The organism is Falsiroseomonas algicola (assembly GCF_011040385.1).
GTDB classification, from domain to species: domain Bacteria; phylum Pseudomonadota; class Alphaproteobacteria; order Acetobacterales; family Acetobacteraceae; genus Falsiroseomonas; species Falsiroseomonas algicola.
Genome location: NZ_JAAIKB010000041.1, coordinates 1 through 3975, shown reverse-complemented (window position 1 = coordinate 3975; position 3975 = coordinate 1). Strand labels below are relative to the sequence as shown.

The following is a 3975-nucleotide window of genomic DNA, read 5'->3' as shown; positions in this document are numbered from 1 at the left end:
CACACCCCGGCCGGCTTCGATCGGAACAGGTGGCCGCCTTCAATCGGAATCCGTGGCCAGCTTCGTCGGAATCCGCAGTCGGAACGCAGGGCAATGGCGCGCGGCATGGTGGGGCTCCGAGGATCACCAGCATGAATCACATCGCCGCGGCGTCAAGAATTCCCCCTCGTGAATGAACAGCCTTGGGAGGTGGTACTAGATGCGGTTTGACGCCAGTTGTCGTGCGTGAACCGCCAGACGTTCTCTATCACGTTGAGCTCTGGGCACTTCGGCGGCAGCGGCAGGATGGTGATGTTAGCGGGACGGCGACTTGTCCTGAGAGGTGCCAGCCGCCCTGCTCGAGCATCAGCACCGCATGGCGACCTGATTTTACATTCTACCATCGCGGAGACCTCGCCGAGGTGGAGGCTCATCGCGGCACCGTTGCAAAATGACAGGACAAGCATTGAGCCCTTGTCTTCCCAGGGGCAGACTGCGCCGAGGATACAGCTTGCGTCGCGGTGGGGCGGCTGCCTCGCGGCACCCAACGGCGGGCGATCTTGTTTTCTGGCCGACCTTGGCGTCGTCGGCGAGCCAGACTTCCATGGCTTCGGGGGCGAGGCCCTGCTCCTCGGCGAAGGCGTCCAGCGCCGCGGGGAAGCGTTTTTAAGCACCGCGATGGCGCCCGCGGCCTGCGCATAATGGCGCGGTGGGGCCGAGAGCTTGCGGTAGCCCATCGCCCGCAACTCCTGGCTCAGCGTCTGCTTCAAGATGGAGCCACGGACCCCTCCCAGAGCAAGCCGTCGAGGTCGACCAGCTACCAGTGGAGTACGCCGTCGGCCGCCGCCACCGGACGGGCCGCGATCGCCGTGGCCGGCGTATTGCGATGCGCGTTGATCAGTCGCGGCGGCTGTCCCGGCGCCTTCTGGTCGTTCAAGCCGACCGGCCCCACGGCGCTGAACTGCAGCACCCAGTCGCGCACGATCTGCAGTGTCGCGCTGCCGAGCCGTGTAGCCTCGCTCCGCGACGCGCCGTCGCAAGGCGCCGCCAATGAGGGCAGCCGGCGCGATGACGCCGCATCCTTCGATCGCAGCGCCAGCTCATCGTAGTCGGAACGGAGAGGAGGCGGCCGCCCCAAGACGAGGCTCCAGTGCTCGCCACTTGAATGAGGTCCGGCCCACGTCGTGAAATCCCCGCCATAAGGTCCCGTCAGCAAAACTCGGTATCGAACATACGGTCGAGGCAGCCTGATCCGACGAACCGACCCGCCAGCGGTCATCCCGTCTTGACTATCCACGGCAGAGCACGGCCAGCCCAAATACTAAAACTTGGCAGGCGTTGTAACTCGCGGTTGCACAGGCCACACACCTTTTCAAAAAAGAAGGCGACGCATTGAATAGCATCCTTCGCCACTCTTGGCTGCTGCGGCGCCCAATTGCGATCAAAGCAACCCAAAAAAATCAGTAAAATAAAAAATCGCTCGCCGAAAGGGTGCCATGCTTGATCCCCGAAAACAAGATGGACCCGCCTGCCCAGCTGAGCGCTCCGCCGCCCTCCACCCACCTAACCGAATTAACAGCTTCAACATTGGAGCCAAAAGCACTAGCTGGCAGAATAATACGATCAAAGCCGACCTGGAAGTCCAGAATAACGTCGCTTCCTCCACCGTTTTCAAAAACAAAACAATCCGCAGACGAAATTCCCGCCTGATTATCGCCGACGAGAGTGTCGTTGCCAAGGCCGCCGGCGAGTGTATCAGCGCCCACTGCCCCCCAAAGGAAATTGTCACCGTCAGATCCAACGATTAGATTGTCTGCGGCGTTGCCTTCAGCGCGAGACACATTTCCAGCCAACACAAGGTTTTCGACATTCTCAGGCACCCTATAGAGTCGAGCGTCGAAGGCAACCCGAATCATGTCGACCCCGTCGTCAAGCGCCTCCATAAAGCGCGTAGAAGAGTCCGAAACGAGATAAACATCATTGCCACTCCCACCCACGAGGACGGCTTCGCGGCCGAGCGACGCGTCGAGCGTGTCGGCGCCATCACCGCCACGTAAGAACTGAAGTCCGGCGCCTGCAACGAGCAGGTCATCGCCGAGGCCACCGGACAGATCATCATTACCTGATCCTCCGCTTAGTGTGTCCGCTTCTCCCCCGCCGACCAACGTGTCGTCTCCAGAGTGGCCATAAAGAACGTCGCTGCCGTCAGCTCCAAACAGCAAATCATCTCCGCGCCCTCCCAGAATAAGATCATTGCCGGCACCCCCGTTGATGACATCGTTGCCATCGCCGCCCGACAGAGCATCGCTGCCAGTCAGCCCGGCAAGTTGATTCTTTCCTGTCAGATCAACTAATGAAACGGCCGGCCCCCTCCACGACGAAGAGGCGTCCGCCGGGAGATTGTTGGAATTGCTGTACTGGACGATCTGCTTATTGCCACTCCCGGTTTGAATAAGTGCAGTCCCCTCGAAAGTATTGCTTGTCACGACCCCATTGGAACTCTGCTCCACAAGGATAGCCGCATTTGACCCAATCATTGAGTTCCCAGAAATAGTGAAGCCATCGACTGTGGTTAAACGTAGTCCGGCATAGCCATCCACCCGAAAGAGACCGGAAATCGAGTTGTTGGTTATCTCTACGTTAGCGACGTCCAGTTTTATCCACACCGCCCTCGCGTAGCCGCTCTTTGCGTCAATGGAATTATTTGAGATGACCAGATGGCCCATAACCCCACCGCCGATGTCGATGATTTCGTCCTGCAGCTCCTTTCCTGCACGCGACCCTCCGATAAAGGTGTTTCCAATAACGTACGCCTGCACAGTGTCGAAATTAAAATCGATTGATTCGCGCCCCTGTCCCTCGAAGTAGTTATCTGATATGATTATGCCCTTGGACAAGGCTGTGCGAGATTCAGGTGTTAGGCCTCCAGTTACGATACCCTCGGAGCCAACCAGAAAATTATTACCGGCTATCGTAACCTGCTCTGATCCCGCAATATTGATGCCTTTCACGCCGTAGAAAGTGTTTCCGATCGCAGAAACATTTGTGCTGTTATCGAAGACGATTGCGTGTGTTTGTGGGGTGCTCGATGCGGCTGTCCGGGCGCGCGTGTTGAAGGCAAAACCTTCAATCGTGACGTCACTCGCGTTGTCGGTGCGGAAAAATGAATAGGGGGCGCCCCCCTTTGTCCATGTTATAGCGGTATTGTTTCCGATCAGGTGCAGGCCAGACCCGAGAACGATGGTTTTATCCAACGCATACGAGCGCGAACCAAAGACAACGTCTTCGACGCCCTGCCTTCGCGCATCGACGAGTGCGGCTTCGATGACCTGAGAGTCCGTCATGCCAGAGCGGCGATATGACTCGACAGAAATGGACCGCGAAGTACCGACCGAGATGACCATCGGTGCTCACCAAAATCGGGTGAATCATCCGCGTCTTTGCGCTACTCGCGTTATGCAAGCGCCGTCGATCTTCGTCGGTGAAGCCGGCTTCTGGCTGTCTCACTTCGTTATACGGCCGCTCAAGTTATCAATCGGTGTCTAGCCCGCTGAGCCGATTGGCAACAGCCGTGCTCGGCTTGCTCAGAGGGCTGCCCAGTTCAGCACCGACTGAACCGCTCCGGGTTTGCCGGAGGCTGTTTGGTGTGAGTTAAACCAAGGCTCTGTGCCCGTTGAAGAACGGCCACTGGGGTCCGGATGCCGTAGCGGGCAGGCGATCAGCCGGGTGGTGGCGGGTGGCGATGCCGGGTTGAGTCGGGCGCAGCGCCGACGGCGAGCGCGGCAAAGAGCGGCATCAAGGCGGCCGCTGCCAGCCGCTTGAGGCTGACGACGGCGGCGGTGAGCAAGGCCTGGATCTGCATGTTCGCCAGCCTCCTCTGGATGGCGCAGGCGAAGCCGTGCCAGGTCTTGGCGTCGCCGCGGGCGCCTGAGAGCGTCTAACGAAACCTGCTCTGGCGCGTTGGTGCTGGTATGGCGAAGCCCCTTGTCTCCGATG

At 59.3% G+C, this 3975-nt stretch carries 4 protein-coding genes; all 4 read right to left on the bottom strand.

Going from position 1 to position 3975, the window contains the following annotated elements; translation table 11 throughout:
* Positions 1-152: 152 nt before the first annotated feature.
* Positions 153-383: a transposase gene (locus G3576_RS32760; protein WP_407926148.1), complete on the bottom strand. Its 231-nt coding sequence runs from the start codon at positions 381-383 to the stop codon at positions 153-155.
* A gap of 413 nt (positions 384-796) precedes the next feature.
* Complete coding sequence (locus G3576_RS30810) at positions 797-961, bottom strand: hypothetical protein (protein ID WP_164698308.1); 165 nt, start codon at positions 959-961, stop codon at positions 797-799.
* A 478-nt stretch (positions 962-1439) separates the two neighbouring features.
* Positions 1440-3383: a calcium-binding protein gene (locus tag G3576_RS30805; RefSeq protein ID WP_164698307.1), complete on the bottom strand. Its 1944-nt coding sequence runs from the start codon at positions 3381-3383 to the stop codon at positions 1440-1442.
* Positions 3384-3697: 314 nt separating this feature from the next.
* Positions 3698-3841: a hypothetical protein gene (locus G3576_RS30800; RefSeq protein WP_164698306.1), complete on the bottom strand. Its 144-nt coding sequence runs from the start codon at positions 3839-3841 to the stop codon at positions 3698-3700.
* Between the last annotated feature and the right edge of the window lie 134 nt (positions 3842-3975).

Bases quoted from the DNA above. Each gene is read 5' to 3' on its own strand.
- G3576_RS30805 (WP_164698307.1), bottom strand. From the start codon at position 3,383: ATGGTCATCTCGGTCGGTACTTCGCGGTCCATTTCTGTCGAGTCATAT.
- G3576_RS32760 (WP_407926148.1), bottom strand. From the start codon at position 383: ATGGTAGAATGTAAAATCAGGTCGCCATGCGGTGCTGATGCTCGAGCA.
- G3576_RS30800 (WP_164698306.1), bottom strand. From the start codon at position 3,841: ATGCAGATCCAGGCCTTGCTCACCGCCGCCGTCGTCAGCCTCAAGCGG.